The 15,066-nt window shown below is 69.2% G+C and carries 14 protein-coding genes and 4 pseudogenes; 10 read left to right on the top strand and 8 right to left on the bottom strand.

Features of this window, described 5'->3' with window-relative positions:
- Window position 1 precedes the first annotated feature (1 nt).
- Together DPM13_RS13735 and DPM13_RS13730 are read left to right on the top strand one after the other, a co-directional pair.
- On the top strand, window positions 2-790 hold the full coding sequence (locus DPM13_RS13735; RefSeq protein WP_112888215.1) for an enoyl-ACP reductase FabI: 789 nt from the start codon (window positions 2-4) through the stop codon (window positions 788-790).
- Window positions 790-1,610: pseudogene (locus DPM13_RS13730) on the top strand (alpha/beta fold hydrolase). Before DPM13_RS13735 ends, DPM13_RS13730 begins: the two are co-directional and overlap by 1 nt.
- Here DPM13_RS13730 and DPM13_RS21060 read toward each other — a convergent pair.
- From DPM13_RS21060 to DPM13_RS13710, 6 genes are all read right to left on the bottom strand, one after another.
- Window positions 1,607-1,774, bottom strand: a complete 168-nt coding sequence (locus tag DPM13_RS21060) for a hypothetical protein (RefSeq protein WP_189654683.1) — start codon at window positions 1,772-1,774, stop codon at window positions 1,607-1,609. The pseudogene DPM13_RS13730 and the gene DPM13_RS21060 sit on opposite strands and share 4 nt — an antisense overlap.
- 102 nt (window positions 1,775-1,876) lie before the next feature.
- The gene (locus tag DPM13_RS13725) at window positions 1,877-2,617 is read right to left on the bottom strand and encodes a hypothetical protein (RefSeq protein WP_223252030.1); all 741 of its coding nucleotides are present in this window, start codon (window positions 2,615-2,617) and stop codon (window positions 1,877-1,879) included.
- A 125-nt stretch (window positions 2,618-2,742) separates the two neighbouring features.
- A complete protein-coding gene (locus DPM13_RS21055) occupies window positions 2,743-2,886 on the bottom strand; it encodes a hypothetical protein (RefSeq protein ID WP_189654682.1) in 144 nt (47 codons plus the stop codon).
- A 108-nt stretch (window positions 2,887-2,994) separates the two neighbouring features.
- Window positions 2,995-4,089 carry a DUF475 domain-containing protein gene (locus tag DPM13_RS13720; protein WP_051577698.1) on the bottom strand — a complete coding sequence of 365 codons (1,095 nt, stop codon included), beginning with the start codon at window positions 4,087-4,089 and terminating at the stop codon, window positions 2,995-2,997.
- On the bottom strand, window positions 4,026-5,645 hold the full coding sequence (locus DPM13_RS13715) for a sensor histidine kinase (protein ID WP_223252029.1): 1,620 nt from the start codon (window positions 5,643-5,645) through the stop codon (window positions 4,026-4,028). The genes DPM13_RS13720 and DPM13_RS13715 overlap by 64 nt, the downstream gene beginning before the upstream one ends.
- The gene (locus DPM13_RS13710) at window positions 5,642-6,307 is read right to left on the bottom strand and encodes a response regulator transcription factor (RefSeq protein ID WP_028718274.1); all 666 of its coding nucleotides are present in this window, start codon (window positions 6,305-6,307) and stop codon (window positions 5,642-5,644) included. Before DPM13_RS13710 ends, DPM13_RS13715 begins: the two co-directional genes overlap by 4 nt.
- A gap of 74 nt (window positions 6,308-6,381) precedes the next feature.
- Here DPM13_RS13710 and DPM13_RS13705 point away from each other — a divergent pair, with 74 nt between their 5' ends.
- The 8 genes and pseudogenes from DPM13_RS13705 (at window position 6,382) to aqpZ (ending at window position 11,891) form a co-directional block, all read left to right on the top strand.
- Window positions 6,382-7,455, top strand: a complete 1,074-nt coding sequence (locus tag DPM13_RS13705) for an ABC transporter substrate-binding protein (protein WP_112888214.1) — start codon at window positions 6,382-6,384, stop codon at window positions 7,453-7,455.
- 376 nt (window positions 7,456-7,831) lie between these two features.
- Window positions 7,832-8,053, top strand: coding sequence for a type 2 periplasmic-binding domain-containing protein (locus tag DPM13_RS23590; protein WP_223252028.1), 222 nt, complete (start codon window positions 7,832-7,834; stop codon window positions 8,051-8,053).
- Window positions 7,948-8,598, top strand: coding sequence for a Bug family tripartite tricarboxylate transporter substrate binding protein (locus tag DPM13_RS23585; RefSeq protein WP_317616450.1), 651 nt, complete (start codon window positions 7,948-7,950; stop codon window positions 8,596-8,598). The genes DPM13_RS23590 and DPM13_RS23585 overlap by 106 nt, the downstream gene beginning before the upstream one ends.
- Window positions 8,595-9,092 carry a tripartite tricarboxylate transporter TctB family protein gene (locus DPM13_RS13695; protein WP_112888213.1) on the top strand — a complete coding sequence of 166 codons (498 nt, stop codon included), beginning with the start codon at window positions 8,595-8,597 and terminating at the stop codon, window positions 9,090-9,092. The genes DPM13_RS23585 and DPM13_RS13695 overlap by 4 nt, the downstream gene beginning before the upstream one ends.
- A gap of 3 nt (window positions 9,093-9,095) precedes the next feature.
- Window positions 9,096-10,368, top strand: a pseudogene (locus tag DPM13_RS13690) (tripartite tricarboxylate transporter permease).
- On the top strand, window positions 10,335-10,607 hold the full coding sequence (locus DPM13_RS23580) for a hypothetical protein (RefSeq protein ID WP_223252027.1): 273 nt from the start codon (window positions 10,335-10,337) through the stop codon (window positions 10,605-10,607). The pseudogene DPM13_RS13690 and the gene DPM13_RS23580 overlap by 34 nt, the downstream one beginning before the upstream one ends.
- Before the next feature lie 123 nt (window positions 10,608-10,730).
- The gene (locus DPM13_RS21050; protein WP_099649000.1) at window positions 10,731-10,883 is read left to right on the top strand and encodes a hypothetical protein; all 153 of its coding nucleotides are present in this window, start codon (window positions 10,731-10,733) and stop codon (window positions 10,881-10,883) included.
- Between the two features lie 267 nt (window positions 10,884-11,150).
- The gene (gene aqpZ / locus DPM13_RS13685; RefSeq protein ID WP_112888777.1) at window positions 11,151-11,891 is read left to right on the top strand and encodes an aquaporin Z; all 741 of its coding nucleotides are present in this window, start codon (window positions 11,151-11,153) and stop codon (window positions 11,889-11,891) included.
- Between the two features lie 37 nt (window positions 11,892-11,928).
- Here aqpZ and glmS read toward each other — a convergent pair.
- Both glmS and glmU read right to left on the bottom strand, forming a co-directional pair.
- Window positions 11,929-13,743 (bottom strand): annotated as a pseudogene (glmS, locus tag DPM13_RS13680) (glutamine--fructose-6-phosphate transaminase (isomerizing)).
- Between the two features lie 2 nt (window positions 13,744-13,745).
- Window positions 13,746-15,029 (bottom strand): annotated as a pseudogene (glmU, locus tag DPM13_RS13675) (bifunctional UDP-N-acetylglucosamine diphosphorylase/glucosamine-1-phosphate N-acetyltransferase GlmU).
- Between the last annotated feature and the right edge of the window lie 37 nt (window positions 15,030-15,066).

Raw genomic sequence — 15,066 nt, 5'->3', positions numbered from 1 at the left:
GATGACAGGTTTGATGCAAGGCAAGCGCGGTCTGGTCATGGGGGTCGCGAACGACCGCTCCATTGCCTGGGGTATCGCGAAGGCGCTGGCGGACCAGGGGGCGGAACTGGCGTTTTCCTATCAGGGTGAGGCGTTCGGCAAGCGGGTCGAGCCGTTGGCGGCAAGCTTGGGGTCGGATTTCCTGCTGGACGTGGACGTGACCGACGACGCCTCGCTGGACGCGGCCTTCGGCCGGATCGGTGAACGCTGGGGCAAGCTGGATTTCGTCGTCCATGCCATCGCGTTTTCGGACAAGAACGAACTGACCGGGCGGTTCATCAACACCACGCGCGAGAATTTCAGGAACTCGCTGACGATTTCCTGCTATTCGCTGATCGACGTGGCGCGCCGGGCGCGGCCGCTGATGACGGATGGCGGCACGATCCTGACGCTGACCTATGCCGGCTCGAACCGGGTGACGCCTTTCTACAACGTCATGGGCGTGGCCAAGGCGGCGCTGGAATCGGCGGTGCGCTATCTGGCCAACGACCTTGGCCCCGAAGGCATCCGCGTGAACGCGATCAGCCCCGGTCCGATGAAGACGCTGGCCGGCGCGGCCATCGGCGGCGCGCGCAAGACCTATCGCCACACCGAGGCGAACGCGCCGCTGCGCGCCAACGCCACGCTCGAGGCGATCGGCGGCACCGCGGTCTGGCTGTGTAGCGACTGGGGCGCCTACACCACCGGCGAAACCGTGCTGGTCGATGGCGGCTATCACGTGCTGGGCATGCCGCAGTCGGAAAACCTGTGATGCAGCATTTCACCGCCAGCGACGGCGCGCGCCTTGTCTATCGCGACGAGGGCGAGGGGCTGCCAGTGCTGGCGCTGTCGGGCCTGACACGGACCGGCGGAGATTTCGACTATCTGGCGCCGCATCTGCCGGACGTGCGGCTGATCCGGCCGGATTACCGGGGCCGGGGCGGATCGGACTGGACCGGCGCGGAGAGCTATACCGTCCCGCGCGAGGCGCAGGACGCGCTGGAGCTGCTGGACCATCTGGGCCTTGAAAGCGCCGCCGTGCTGGGCACGTCGCGCGGCGGTCTGATCGGGATGTATCTGGCCGCCGTGGCAAAGCCCCGGCTGCGCGGCCTGTGCCTGAACGACGTGGGGCCCGTCCTGGACCGCAGCGGGCTGGACAAGATCAAGGACTATGTCGGGCGCAACCCCACGGCGCGGACATGGACCGAAATGGCCGCAAAACTGCCGGGCCTGATGCCCGAGTTCCGCAATGTGCCCGAAGCCCGCTGGCTCGAGGAAGCCAGCCGCCATTACCTGGAAACGCCGGACGGGTTGCGGATCAGCTATGACCCTGCCCTGCGCGACGCCTTCCTGGCGGCCTTTTCCGGGCCCGAGGTGGACCTGTGGCCGCTGTTCGACATGCTGCAGGGCCTGCCGCTGGCGCTGATCCGGGGCGCAAACTCGGACCTGCTGTCGTCCGGGGCGGCGACCGGATGCGCCGCAGGCGGCCCGACATGATCTTTGCCGAGGTGCCCGACCGCGGCCATATCCCGTTCCTGGACGAGCCCGAGGCCCTGGCCGCGATCCGGGAATGGCTGGGCCTGATCGACTAGTCGGCGGTCGCGGCGCCGAGCGTCGCACCTGCGACGGCCCCGACCGGCCCGGCCGCCAACGCGCCGCCAAGGCCGCCCGTCGCCGCACGTTCCGTCGGATTGCTGCCGCAGGCGGCCAGGCCAAAGGCCATGCCGGTCAGCAGGACGGCGGTCAGATAGTTCATGGCAGTCTCCCTTGCATCCGAACCGGCGGCACTGCGCCGCCCATGCGGAAACAAGCCGGAAAAAGCGGTTTGGTTCCTGCGCTTGTGACCGGGTCCCGCGGGCTATAGCCCCGCCAGAGGCTGGGCCGAGACGACCTGCCAGACGATCTGCTGCATCCGGCGCGCCAGTTCGGGCGAAGGCGCGGTTGCGGGCGAGCCATCGGCCCGCGACAGCTGGTTCGGCAGGCCCACCGGGCTTTTGCCGTAGATCGTCGCGTAATGGGTCAGCGCGACCAGATAGGTGCCCAGATCATTGGGGTGGATCGGGTCCAGGCTGCCGTCGGGATTGCGGGCAAAAAGCTGCTCGCGCCGCGTCAGTTCGGCGATGCCGCCCGCCTCGGCCTCGGCCACCACGGCGGCCATGACCTGCCCGGCCGGGATCAGCCAGACCGGGCGATCGGCCGCGCGCGCGGCGGCCCACAGGATCTGGCTCCACATCCGGTCCAGGTCGCCCGGGAACCGGCCCAGCCATTCGGGCTGGTCGTCCAGCGCGTGCCAGCTTTCGTACAGGAACAGCTGGATCGCGGGATTGCCCTTGACCGCCTCGGCGGCCCAGCGGCCGGCGTATTCGGTGCTTTCCTTGTAAAGCAGCGCGTCCTGCAGGCGCACCATCTCGGTCATGACGAAGGCATCGTATTCGCCCGAGGCCAGCGCCTGATGCGCGTCGCGGTACTGCGGCGTCGCGTTTTCCGCCTGAAAGCCGTTGATCGCCTCGGGTCCCTGGAAGTGCTCGCGCAGCGCGGTGCCCCAGCCCAGCTGCAGCGCATAGTCGTGGCCCGCCATCTGCGCCAGCATCGCGGGCATGTCGCGCCCGACCAGGCTGTGGCCCAGATGATAGACCCGGATCGGCCCGGCCGGCAGGGTTCGTGGCGCGGCGTAAAGCGGGCGCAGGTCGGCGCCGTCGTCATGCGCGGGCAGGCCCGGTTGCCTCAGCTGCCACCAGCCCCCGCCAGCACCGCCAGCCCCAGCAGGACCAGCCCCAGCCTTGGCAGCGCGCCGCCGCGCCAGCGCAGGGCGACCCAGAAGCAGGCCAGGGACAGCAGGGCGATGACAAGCAGGACCAGATAACGCACGGGCAATCCTTGACAGTTTTGGCCCTTATAGCAGGGCAATGAGGTTGGCGCAGCAAAAAGGCCGCCGTCCTTGCGGGCGGCGGCCGGTTTCGGGGGGCCGGGCGGGCCTTAACCCTCGGCGTGCTTGTTGCGGCGGTTCCAGCGGATCGACGCCAGCAGCGAGATACCGATCAGCGTCGCGCCGCCCAGGCCGGTGATGACCTCGGGGATATGCATCAGGGGCTGGACGAACATGATGACCGACAGCGCGATGATGGCATAGAAGGCGCCGTGTTCCAGGAAACGGTATTCGGCCAGCGTCCCGCGTTCGACCAGCATGATGGTCATCGAGCGGACATACATGGCGCCGATGCCCAGGCCGATCGCGATGATGAACAGGTTGTGGGTCAGCGCGAAGGCCCCGATCACCCCGTCAAAGCTGAACGACGCGTCCAGCACCTCGAGGTAGAGGAAGGCACCCAGGCCGCCCTTGGCCCCGGCCTGCATGGCCTGCTGGCTGCTGTCCAGAAGCCCGCCCAGCACCTCGACCAGCAGGAAGGTCAGCAGGCCCCAGATCGCCGAGCTGAAGAACACCTGCGATTCGACCGGTCCCAGGAAGCGCGAGAAGATCAGGACGGTGACCAGGACGATCGCGACCTCGATGCCGCGAATCGTGGCATAGCGTTGCATCCTGTCCTCGAGCCAGCGGACCCAGTGCACGTCCTTTTCGTGGTCGAAGAAGAAGGACAGGCCCACCATCATCAGGAAGGTGCCGCCGAAGGCCGCGATGGGCAGGTGCGCGTCATGCATGATGCGCGAATATTCGTCGGGCTGGCTGGCGGCCAGGACCATCGCCTGCCACGGTCCGATGTTGGCCGCGATGACGACGATCAGCAGCGGGAACACGATCCGCATGCCGAAGACGGCGATCAGGATACCCCAGGTCAGGAAGCGACGCTGCCACTCGGGCGTCATTTCCTTGAGCTTGTTGGCGTTCACGATGGCGTTGTCGAAGGAAAGCGAGATTTCAAGCACCGCGAGGACGCAGCAGATGAAGAAGATGGTCAGCGTCCCGCCGACGGTGCCGGTCATCTGCCAGCCGAGGAAGCCGCCAAGCGCGAGGCCCAGCACGGTGACGATGAACGACCACTTGAAATAGCTCAGGGTCGAGGGTTGGGCTCCATTCGCGGAAGCCCCGGCGAGAGGGTTGTTTCCTTGCTGCATGTCAGAACAAGTCCAGGCGGCTGGTCAAAGGTCAACGCCGACATCACGAACGTGCCGCCACGTTCGCCAGAGGGGCCCGGCATCAAACTGTATTCACGCGATCGCGAATGCAGGAAAGCATGGCGACTCCATGCCGGGATTGCAAGACCCATATTCGCATTGCGCAACGCTAGCCGCGCGGCGGATGCGCCAGGGGCAGCGTCAGGCGGGCGCAAAGCCCGCGCCCGCCCGCACCGCCCTGCAGCGCAAGCCGGCCGCCGTAAAGGGCCAGGATCTCGTCGACCACGGGCAGGCCAAGGCCCATGCCGGGCCCGGGCGTCGGGCCGCGGGCAAAGCGGCCCAGCACGCTGCGTCAGGCGGGTTCGGGGACACCGGGGCCGTCGTCTTCGATCCTGATTACCGCCGGTCAGGTCCCGCGCGACGCGGACGGTGACGACGGTGCCCGGGCCGGTGTGCAGGATGGCGTTCAGGATCAGGTTGCCCAGCGCCTCGCCCAGCAGCAGGGGTTCGGCCCGGACCCACAGCGGCCCCTCGCCTTCGAAGCCCAGGTCGATGCCCGCCTCGGCGGCGGCGGGGATGTGATCGGCGGTCAGGTCGCGGGCAAAGCCCGCCAGGTCCATCGGCTCGGCCTCGGCACCCGCGGCGGCATCGACGCGGGCCAGCAGCAGAAGCTGCGCCAGGATGCGTTCGGCATGGGCCACGGCGGCGTCACCCTTGCGCGCCGCCGCCTGCGCCTCGGCCAGGGTCGCGGCGCGGCCGGCCAGGGCAAGCTGGGTGCGCACGACGGCCAGCGGCGTGCGCAGCTGGTGCCCGGCGTTGCCGGTGAAATTGCGCAACCCGTCCAGCGCGGTCTTGAGCCGCGACATGAAGGAATTGATCGCGCCCACCAAGCCCCGCACCTCGCTGGGCACCGGGGTCTCGACCGGGCTCAGGTCGTCGGGGCTGCGGGTGGCGATGGCCTCGCCCAGTCGATAGAGCGGGCGCAAGGACAGGGTGACGGCGATGCCCACGATCAGCGCTGCGCCCAGGATCATCAGCAAAAGCCGCAGGGCCGAGCGCATCAGGATGGCGCGGGTCAGTTCCTCGCGCGCCGTGGTCGTTTCGGCCACCGTCACGATCACCGGCACTTCGTCGATTCCGGTCGAGGCGGCGCGGGACAGGCTTGCCACGCGCACCGGCTCGCCGCGAAAGACATCGTCGGCAAAGGCCGGCTCGCCGCCCGGCAGGGCGCGGGCCACGGGCAGATCGCCATAGCCCGTGACCAGCCGCCCCGGCGGCCCGTCCACGCGATAGAATACCCGGTCCTCGGCCGCCGAACTCAGCATCTCCAGCGCGCCATAGGGGATCTCGATGGCAATCTGGCCCGTGTCGTCCAGCGAGGCGCGTTCCGCGATGACCAGGGCGGAACCCGCCAGCACCCGGTCGGCCAATGCGGTCGCCATGCGCTCGGCCTCGCGCCAGGTATCGACCAGGGCCAGGGCGCCGAAGGCGGCGGTCGCCACCAGCAGCCAGGCCAGCAGCCGGCGGCGGATGGAAAACAGCCGCGCCCCCGTCACGCCCGGTCCAGGAAATAGCCGATGCCGCGCGCCGTCCTGACGGTCAGCCCCGCCCCTGCCAGCCTTTTGCGCAACCGGCTGACGTATTGTTCGATGGCGTTCGGGGACAGGTCGTCCTCGAGGCTGGTCAGGGACTGCACGATGCTGTCGCGCGGCACCACCTTTCCCGCGCGGGTGATCAGCAGTTCCAGCAGGCCGCGTTCGCGCGCGGGCAGGTCCAGCGGCTGGTCGCCCACCGAAAAGCTGCGGCTGTTCTGGTCGAAGGTCAGCCCGCCGAAGCTGACCGTCGCCGTGCGCAACCCCGCCTGGCGCCGCAGAAGCGAGCGGATGCGGGCCTCGAACTCGCCGATGTCGAAGGGCTTGATGAGATAGTCGTCGGCGCCGAGGTCAAGGCCGCGCACCCGTTCCTCGGGCGAGCCGCGCGCGGTCAGGATCATCACCGCCGCCGGATTGCGCCGCGCCCGCATGGCGCGCAGCACCTCGAGCCCATCCATCTGCGGCAGGTTCAGGTCCAGGATCACCAGATCGAAGCTTTCCGCCGCCGCCAGGGCCTCGGCCGAGGCGCCGTCATGGACCACGTCCACGGCATAGCCGGACTGGCGCAGCAGCTGCACCAGCCCCTCGGCCAGCGAAAGATTGTCCTCGACCAGAAGGATGCGCATGAAAACCCCCGGACCGGACCCTAGCGGGCTGCGCGGCGCTTGTGAACGGGGATCGGCTGCGGCAATCATGGGCCATGCGCCTGCCCGCCCTGTTGTCCGCCCTGGTCCTTGCCCTGTGCCTGCCGGGCGGCCCCGCCCTGGCCGAGGCGACGCTGTTCCCCGCCCTGGGGGCTCAGGGCAAGGTTCTGACGATCTATTCCTCGCTCGACGACGATCTGGCGCGCCCGCTGATCGCGGCGTTCCAGGGCGAAAACCCCGGCGTCGCGGTGCGCTATGAAAACCTGCTGACGGGCGCGCTGCACGACCGCATTCGTGGCGGAAAGCCAGGATGGAGCGCACGGCGGATTTCGTCTTGTCCTCGGCCATGGACCTGCATATACAAGCTGGCGAAGACGGCTTTGCCGGCCCGTATGACGCCCGACACTGCCGCGCTGCCGGACTGGGCGAACTGGCGCGACACCGCCTATGCGCTGACCTATGAGCCGGCGGTCTTTGCCTATCACAAGCCCAGCTTTGCCGGGCGCGCGCCGCCCGCCACCCGCGCCGACCTGCTCGCTTGGATCACCGGCCACCCGGACGAGGCGCAGGGCCGGATCGGCACCTATGACGTGGCGCGCTCGGGCGTGGGCTATCTGTTCCTGGCCCGCGACCAGGAGCTTTATCCCGGCATCTGGGATGTCGTCGCGGCGATGGGCCGGGCGGGCGTCCAGCAATACCCGACCAGCCGCGAGCTGCTCGAGCGGATCGGCGCCGGGCGAACACGCGCTGGGGTACAACATCATCGGCCCCTATGCCTATCTGCGCGCGGCGCCATCCCGAACGTGGGCCTGATCCTGCCGCGCGACTTCACCGTGGTCGTGTCGCGCGTCGGCCTGGTGCCCCAGGCGGCGCGCGACCCCGACCTGGGCGCGGCCTTTCTGGCCATGCTGATGTCGCCTCAAGGCCAGCAGCTTTTGTCGCGCACCCTGCGGCTGTCGGCCGTCAGCCTTGAGGTGGCAGGGCAGCCCAGCCCCGCCGGCGGCATGGACGACCTGGCCGGGCTGCGGCTGAAGCCGGTGCCCGTCAGCCCCGGCCTGCTGGCCTATCTGGACCGCGCCACCCGCGCGCGGCTGCTGGCGCGCTGGAACCGGGCGCTGGCGGGCCATTGAGCCTGCCGCATGGCTGCCATGCATTTTTTTGCGCCGGTGTCAGGTCCATGACAGGTTCGCGTGGTTGATAGGGTGCCAGCGGACGCCGAACGGCGACCCAGGAGGAGAGCCCCGCCCGCGGGAGAGGCGCGGGGTTCCACGCACAACAAGACATCAGCGACCCGGGCGGCAGGTTCCGCCCCGGCGCCAGCGGAGGAAATGTCATGAAGCATCTCGTTCTCGCCAGCCTGTTTGCCGGCGCCATCGCCCTGCCCGCGATGGCCGACTATACCATCATCGCGCCCGCGAACCCCGGCGGCGGCTGGGACCAGACCGCGCGCACCATGCAGACCGTGATGCGGAGGAAGGCGTCTCGCCCTCGGTCCAGGTGCAGAACGTGCCGGGCGCGGGCGGCACCATCGGGCTTGCGCAGTTCGCCAGCCAGAACAAGGGCAACCCCGACGCGCTGATCGTCGGCGGCTATGTCATGGTCGGCGCCATCCTGACCAACAAATCGCCCGTCTCGCTGAAGGATGTGACCCCCATCGCGCGGCTGACCGGCGAATACGAGGCCATCGTGGTCCCGCCGCGTCCGAGATCCAGGACATCGGCGGGCTGATCGCCAAGCTGAAGGCAAACCCGGGCGCGGTCAGCTGGGCCGGCGGTTCGGCCGGGGGCACCGACCACATCGCGGTCGGCATGTTCGCCAAGGCCGCCGGCGTCGATCCGACCGAGATCAACTATGTCGCCTATTCCGGCGGCGGCGAGGCGCTGGCCGCGATCCTGGGCAACCAGGTCACCGCGGGCGTGTCGTCGCTGGGCGAGTTCGAGGCCCAGGTCAAGGCGGGCACCCTGCGCCTGCTGGCCGTCTCGGCCCCCGAGCGGATCGAGGGCGTGGAGGCGCCGACCCTGAAGGAAGCCGGGCTCGACATCGACCTGCAGAACTGGCGCATGGTCGCCGCGGCCCCGGGCCTGTCGGACGACCAGAAGGCCCAGATCACCGCCGACATCGAGAAGATGGCCAAGTCCGAAAGCTGGCAGAAGCAGCTGGCCGACAAGGGCTGGATGGACACCTTCCTGGCCGGTCCCGCCTTTGACGAGCAACTTGCCAAGGACGAGGCCTCGACGGCCGCGATCCTCAAGGACATCGGTCTGGTGAAATGAACGGGTTCGAAAACGACCATCAAGAGCGCCGCCGCGATTGGGCGGCGCTTGCGATTGCGGCCTTCCTGGCGGTCGTGGCCGGGGTCATGCTGTGGGACAGCGCCCGGCTGGCCGATCTGGGCGGCTATTCCGGGGTCGGGCCGGCCACCATCCCGCGCGTCGTCGCCTTCTGCCTGCTGGGCCTTGCGGTCTGGACCGTGGCGGCGGGGCTGCGGGGCGACTTTCCCGAACGGCCCGCGCAGAACCCCCAGCCGGTGCTGTGGATCGTGGCGGGGCTTGCGCTTCAGCTGATGCTGCTGAAACCCTTGGGCTTTTCCATCGCGACCGGGATCCTGTTCGCCTTTACCGCGCGGGCCTTCGGCAAGCGCAACCTGGCCATGACCCTGCCCATTGGCATCGTCTTTGCCTTTGCGGTCTGGGTGGTCTTTTCGCAACTTCTGATGCTGCACCTGCCCGCCGGGCCGCTGGAGCGTCTGTTCTTTCCGGGGGGCTAGGCGATGGGCGCCTTTGATTTCCTGCTGCAGGGTCTGGCCACCGCAGCCGAGCCGATGATGCTGCTTTACGCGCTGATCGGCGTGACGCTGGGCACCGCCGTGGGCGTCCTGCCCGGCATCGGCCCGGCGCTGACCGTGGCGCTGCTGCTGCCCGTCACCTATCGGCTGGACCCGGCCGGCTCGCTCATCATGTTCGCGGGCATCTATTACGGCGGCATGTACGGCGGCTCGACCACCTCGATCCTGCTGAACACGCCGGGCGAAAGCGCCTCGATCGTCACGGCGCTCGAAGGCACAAGATGGCCCGCAAGGGGCGCGGCGGCCCGGCGCTGGCCACCGCCGCCATCGGGTCTTTCGTGGCCGGGCTGATCGCCACGCTGCTGCTGGCCTTCCTGGCGCCCTGGATCGTCAAGGTGGCGCTGGTGTTCGGCCCGCGCGATTATTTCGCGCTGATGGTGCTGGCCTTTGTCACCGTCTCGGCCGCCTTCGGCGATTCGGCGCTGCGGGGCCTGACCTCGCTGTTCCTGGGGCTGGCGCTGGCCTGCGTCGGCATCGACCTGCAGACCGGCCAGGCGCGGCTGTCCTTCGGCGTCCCCGAGCTTCTGGACGGGATCGAGGTGACGACCATGGCCGTGGCCTGTTTGCCGTGGGCGAGACGCTGGCCATCGCCGGCACGCGCGCCCAGCAGGACGATTCGTATGCCGGTCAAGGGCTCGATCTGGATGAACCGCAGCGACTGGGCGCGGTCCTGGCGGCCCTGGCTGCGCGGCACCGCGCTTGGCTTCCCGATCGGCGCCATGCCCGCCGGCGGCGCCGAGATCCCGACCTTCCTGTCCTATTCGACCGAGAAGCGGCTGTCCAAGCACCCCGAGGAATTCGGCAAGGGCGCCATCGAGGGCGTCGCGGGCCCCGAGGCCGCCAACAACGCATCCGCCGCCGGTGCGCTGGTGCCGCTGCTGACGCTGGGTCTGCCGACCTGCGCCACGGCGGCGATCATGCTGGCGGGGTTCCAGCAGTTCGGGCATGCAACCGGGGCCGCTGCTGTTCGCCACGAACCGGAACTGGTCTGGGGCCTGATCGCCAGCCTCTAATCGCGAACCTGATGCTGCTGGTCCTGAACCTGCCGCTGATCGGGCTATGGGTCAAACTGCTGGCCGTGCCCAAGCCCTGGCTTTACGCCGGCATCCTGCTGTTCGCGACCCTGGGCACCATCGGCGCCAACCCTCGCCGTTCGAGCTGGGGATGCTTCTGGGCTTTGGCGTGCTGGGCTATGTGATGCGGCTGTTCGGCTATCCCATCGCGCCCATCGTCGTGGGCCTGATCCTGGGGCCGATGGCGGAACAGCAGCTGCGCCGGGCGCTGACGATCAGCCAGGGCGACTGGACCTATCTGGTGCAATCGCCCATCGCGGCAACCCTGCTGGCCATCGCCGCCCTGGCGCTGATCGTGCCCCTGATCCTGCGCGCGCGCGGCAAGGGCCAGGTCCTGGCCCAGTTGGCCGGGGACGAGGACTGACGCCGACCGTTAACCCCGTCATGACCTGGGCTCATGGCGGGGTTGACCATAAGCCGCGTTGTGCCGGGCCGGCCCGGAGCCCATCTTCCTGTCATCGAAACACCGTTCCAGACAGGCAGAACAATGACCGCTCTTCGCACCATCCGCACCGCCCTCGACACGATCCGCGCCGCCATCCGCGCCGCCGCGGCGACCGAGATGCACCGTATGCCGGCTGCCGCGGACCTGAAGACCCTGGGCATCCCGCAATCGGCCTTCCGCACGATCCACCTCTGATCGCCTGCCCGCCTTGATTGCCCAAGGGGCGCCCGCCGCGCCCCGCCTCCTCTGTCTCCCTTCGTTTGCCTCACGATTTCCGGCCGCCCGCGTCCCGATGGACCAGGCGGCCTTTTTGTCTTTCGCATCCTTGCAACAGCCGCTGCGAAAACCGCCTCGTCCGGTACATTTTTGTTTATTCCCTTGCAGCTTAGACGGATCGTGACTCCAGCGACCGGCCCCTCTCCGGGGCCCGTGCCATGACGAGTGACAGATCTGGAGTTCATGATGCAGAAACAACTAGCGGCCGAGGCGCTCGGCACATTCTGGCTGGTCTTTGGCGGCTGCGGCAGTGCCGTGCTGGCCGCCGCCTTCCCCGAGGTCGGGATCGGCCTTCTGGGCGTGTCCCTGGCCTTCGGGCTGACCGTGGTGACGATGGCCTATGCGGTCGGCGGCATCTCGGGCGGGCATTTCAACCCTGCCGTCTCGGTCGGGCTGGCCGTCGGCGGGCGCTTCCCGTCGGCGCAACTGCTGCCCTATATCCTGGCGCAGCTCGTGGGCGCGATCCTGGCTGCGGCGGCGCTTTACGTCATCGCCTCGGGCAAGGCGGGCGCGGACCTGGGCGGCTTTGCCGCGATCGGCTATGGCACGCATTCGCCGGGCGGCTATTCGCTGCTGTCCGCCCTGCTGATCGAGGTGATCCTGACCGGCTTCTTCCTGATCGTGATCCTGGGCGCCACGCATGGCCGCGCGCCCAAGGGCTTTGCGCCGCTGGCCATCGGGCTTGCGCTGACGCTGATCCACCTGATCTCGATCCCGGTGACGAACACCTCGGTCAACCCCGCTCGCTCGACCAGCCAGGCGCTGTTCGCGGGCGGCTGGGCCATCGGCCAGCTGTGGCTGTTCTGGGTCGCCCCGATCCTGGGCGCGGTCATCGGCGCCACGATCTGGAAATCCTTCGGCGAGAAGGATGACGATATCGTCGGCGGCGTGCCGCGCGACGACCGGCCGGTGACCACGGGACGCTGACGCGAGAGGGCCCGGCGCGACGGCCGGGCCCTTTCCCTTATTCCACCGTGACCGATTTCGCCAGGTTGCGGGGCTGGTCCACGTCCGTGCCCTTGGCGACAGCGGTGTGATAGGCCAGATATTGCATCGGCACGGCATAAAGGATCGGCTGGAACACGCCCCCGCCGGTTGGCATGGTCAGGCTGTCGTGGACGCCGCTGTCCGCCCTTCTCGACCCCCTCGGCGTCCGAAATCAGCAGCACCTGCCCGTGGCGGGCCATGACCTCCTGCATGTTCGAGACGGTCTTGTCGAACAGCCCGTCGCGCGGCGCCAGCACGACCACCGGCACGTTGCGGTCGATCAGCGCGATGGGGCCATGCTTCAACTCGCCCGAGGCATAGCCCTCGGCGTGGATATAGCTGAGTTCCTTGAGCTTCAGCGCCCCCTCCAGCGCCACCGGATACAGCGGGCCGCGGCCCAGATACAGCACGTCCTGCGCCTCGGACAGCCAGCCGGCCAGGCGGCGGCATTCGTCGCTGACCGCCAGCGCCTGATTCAGCGGCCCGGCAGCGCGCGCAGGCCGCCAGATGCGCCGCCAGCCCCGCCGCGTCCAGCCGGCCGCGGCCTGCGCCGCCTTCAGCGCCAGCACGGCCAGCACCGCCAACTGGCAGGTGAACGCCTTGGAGGACGCCACGCCGACCTCGATCCCGGCCAGCGTCGGCAGCGCGATGTCGGCGTCGCGGGCGATGGCCGAGGTGCCGACGTTCACCACGCCCACGGTCCGCGCCACCTTGTCACGGGCATAGTGCAGCGCGGCCAGCGTGTCGGCGGTTTCACCCGACTGGCTGACGAACAGCGCCCAGCTTTGCGGCGACAGCGGCGGCTCGCGATAGCGGAATTCCGAGGCCACATCCAGGTCGCAGGGCAGCCCGGCCAGCGTCTCGAACCAGTAGCGCGCGACATGGGCGGCATAATAGGCCGTGCCGCAACCGACCAGCGTCAGCCGGTCCACGGCGCTGAAATCCAGCGCCTCGGGCAGGACGATCCGGTCGCCCTTGACGTAGTCGTTCAGCGCATCGCCCAGCACGACCGGTTGCCGGCGATCTCCTTGGCCATGAAATGGCGAAAGCCGCCCTTGTCGATCTGGGTGGCGCCCACGTCGATCTGCTGCAGGTCGCGGTTGGCGCGCTGGCCCGCCGCGTCGAAGATCTCGGCGCCCTGGCGGCGGATCACCGCGTGGTCGCCGTCCTCAAGATAGGTGATGCGGTCGGTGAAGGGCGCCAGCGCCACCGCGTCCGAGCCCAGGAACATCTCGCCGTCGCCGTGGCCGATGGCCAGCGGACTGCCGCGGCGGGCGGCGATCATCAGGTCGGCCTCGCCCTCGAACCGGCAGGCCAGGGCAAAGGCGCCGTGCAACCGGCCCAGCGTCGCCCGCGCCGCCTCGACCGGGCCCAGGCCCTGGCTCATGTGCCAGGCGGTCAGCAGGGCCACGGTTTCGGTGTCGGTCTGCGATTCGGGCTGCATCCCCAGGGCGATCACCTCGTCGCGCAGCGCGCGGAAGTTTTCGATGATGCCGTTGTGGACCACAGCGACGGGGCCCCGGCGATGGGGATGGGCGTTGGCCTCGGTCGCGGCGCCGTGGGTGGCCCAGCGGGTGTGGCCGATGCCGGCGTGTCCCGTCAGCGGCTCATGCACCAGCCGGTCGGACAGGTTGATCAGCTTGCCCACCGCGCGCCGCCGGTCCAGCCGCCCCGAGGCGTCGACCGTCGCCACGCCCGCGCTGTCATAGCCGCGATACTCCAGCCGCTTCAGCGCCTCGACCAGTTGGGGCGAAACCTCGTGATGGCCGAGGATGCCGATGATGCCGCACATCTTTACTGTCCCTTCTTCTTCTGGCGCAGGGCCTGCATCAGCCGCGCGCCCAGGCCCGGCTTGGTCACCTGCCGCGCCCGGCCGATCGCCATGGCATCGTCCGGGATGTCCTCGGTGATGACCGAGCCCGAGCCCGTCACCGCCCGCGCCCCCACCCGCACCGGCGCCACCAGCATGGTGTCCGAGCCGATGCAGGCATGGGGGCCGATTTCCGTGCGATGCTTGCCGCGCCGCGTAATTGCAGTCACGATGCCGGCGCCGATGTTCGTGCGCTCGCCCACATGGGTGTCGCCCAGATAGGTCAGGTGGCCCACCTTGACGCCTTCGTCCAGGACCGAGTTCTTGATTTCCACGAAGTTGCCGACATGGACATCGCCCCCCAGCTCCGCCCCCGGACGCAGCCGCGCGAAGGGGCCGACCGTGGCGCCGGCGCTGATGTGGCAGCCCTCGAGATGGCAAAAGGCCAGGATCTCGGCCCCGCTTTCGATGGTGACGCCGGGGCCCAGGACGACATTCGGGCCGATGATCGCATCGCGGCCGATCACGGTGTCCAGCGCGAACCAGACCGTCGCGGGGTCGGTCAGCGTCACCCCGTCGTCGAGTGCGCGGGCGCGGGCGCGGGCCTGGAAAGCGGCCTCGGCGGCGGCAAGCTCGGCCCGGGTGTTGATGCCCAGCGTCTCGTCCTCGTTGCAGGTGACGACCTCGACCCGGCGGCCTGCGGCGCGGGCCAGCGCGGGAATGTCGGTCAGGTGTACTCGCCCGAGGCATTGCGGTTGCCCAGGCGCGGCAGCAGGTCGCGCAGCAGGCCCGCGTCGGCGGCCAGCACACCCGAGTTCACCAGGCGGATGGCGCGGGTGGCCTCGTCCGCGTCCTTCCATTCGACGATCCGTTCCAGCCCTCGGGGCCGGTGACGAGCCGGCCATAGCGCCCCGGATCGGCCGCCTCGAACCCCAAGACCACGACATCGGCCGTGTGGCTGGCAAGTGCTGCCAACGTGTCCGCGCCGATGAAGGGGGTGTCGCCGTAAAGCACGATCACCCGGCCCTCGAACCCGTCCAGCATCGGCATGGCCTGCAGGACCGCATGGCCGGTGCCCAGTTGTTCGGACTGCAGCGCAATGGTCGCCTCGGGTTCCAGCTTGCGCACGGCCTTTTCGACCTGGGCCGCGCCGTGGCCCGCGACGACCACGACCCGCTCGGGCTCCAGCGTCCGGCCAGCGGCCAGCGCATGGCCGACCAGCGGCACACCGCCCAGCCGGTGCAGCACCTTGGGCAGGTCGACTGCATCCGACTGCCCAGCCCGGCGGCCAGAACGATCAGGGCT

Source organism: Paracoccus mutanolyticus, assembly GCF_003285265.1.
Classification (GTDB): domain Bacteria; phylum Pseudomonadota; class Alphaproteobacteria; order Rhodobacterales; family Rhodobacteraceae; genus Paracoccus; species Paracoccus yeei.
The sequence above is the reverse complement of the archived record's forward strand: the minus strand, read 5'-3'. Positions and strand labels throughout refer to the sequence as shown.